The organism is Streptomyces sp. NPDC005533, from assembly GCF_042871845.1.
Lineage (GTDB): Bacteria > Actinomycetota > Actinomycetes > Streptomycetales > Streptomycetaceae > Streptomyces.
In genome coordinates this window covers 1-1389 of sequence record NZ_JBIAJH010000187.1, presented here as the reverse complement: position 1 = coordinate 1389, position 1389 = coordinate 1, and the positions used below count along the sequence as shown (strand labels likewise).

Here is a 1389-nt window from a genome sequence, read left to right as displayed (position 1 = left end):
CTAGTAGTGCTTTGTTAGCCGGTCTTGTCACGTCGGGTGTTCGGTAGTTCGCTGGCTGTATGAGGGCTGGGGAGCTGGCGGCGGTGCGGGTTCGGCTGGAGGAGTTCGCTTCCGAGGTGTTCGCACCGTTGGTGCGGCGGGACTGGCTGGAGAAGGGCCAGTTGTATCTGCGGGGGCTGTTGCTGGACGGCCGGCGCAAGTCCATGCAGCCGATGGCCGAGCGTCTGGGGGTGGACCATCAGCGGTTGCAGCAGTTCATGACGTCCTCGACCTGGCCGGTCGAGGAGGTTCGGGCCCGATTGGCGTGGCGGGCGGTGGCCGTGGTCCGCCCTGAGGTGTGGGTCGTGGACGACACCGGTTTCCCCAAGGACGGCAAAGCCTCGCCCGGGGTGGCCCGCCAGTACTCCGGCACCCTGGGCAAGGTCGGCAACTGCCAGATCGGCGTCAGCGTCCACGCCGCGTCCGATACCGCCTCGTGCCCACTGTCCTGGCGCCTGTTCCTCCCCGCCGCCTGGGACGGGCACGACGCCGAAGCCCGCCGACAGGCCTGCCGGATCCCCGACACCGTGCACCACCGGCCCAAGTGGCAGCTCGCCCTGGACATGCTCGACGAACTCGCCGCCACCGGCCTGCGGCCCGCCGCCCTGGTCGCGGACACCGGCTACGGCGCGAACGCCGACTTCCGGCGTGGTCTGGACGAGCGGGGCCTGGCCTACGTTCTGCAGGTCAAAGGCGAGATGACCGCCCACCGCGAAGACGTGGTGCCGCACCAGCCCGACTACGGCGGCCTCGGCCCCCGGCCGCTGCCCCGTTACCGCACCCGCCCCGTCTCCTTGCGCGAGCACGTGCTGGCCGCAGGCCGCGGCAGCGGCCGGACCGTGACCTGGCGCAAGGGCTCGAAAGCGGCCATGAGCTCGCACTTCGTACTGCTCAGGGTTCGGCTCGCCGGCCGTCGTCCCAAACCGGCCGCCAACGGCACGATTCCGCTGTCCTGGCTGATCGCGCAGTGGCCCGAGGGCGAGGAAGAACCGGTGAAGTACTGGATCTCGAACCTGCCCGCGAACATCCCCGCCAAGGATCTGGTCCGCCTGGCGAAAGCCCGGTGGCGGATCGAGCACGACTACCGCGAGCTGAAAACCGCTCTGGGTCTCGACCACTTCGAGGGACGCTCGTTCACCGGCTGGCACCGGCACGTCACCCTCGTCACCGCCGCCCACCTGTTCCTCACCGAACTGCGGAGGAGCCCAAAAGCCCCTGCCAGGGCCTGACCCTCTACCAGGCCCTGGACCTCATCCAACACCTCATCGCCACCTGGACCGGCACCTGCCCCACCTGCCAGCAAACCGTCCCATGGCAGCCCTACGACACCACCTAACAAAGCACTACTAG

1 protein-coding gene is annotated in these 1389 nt (G+C 69.0%); it reads left to right on the top strand.

Going from position 1 to position 1389, the window contains the following annotated elements:
- Window positions 1-59: 59 nt before the first annotated feature.
- Window positions 60-1268, top strand: coding sequence for an IS701 family transposase (locus ACFYP3_RS37835; RefSeq protein ID WP_388842660.1), 1209 nt, complete (start codon window positions 60-62; stop codon window positions 1266-1268).
- Window positions 1269-1389 lie beyond the last annotated feature (121 nt).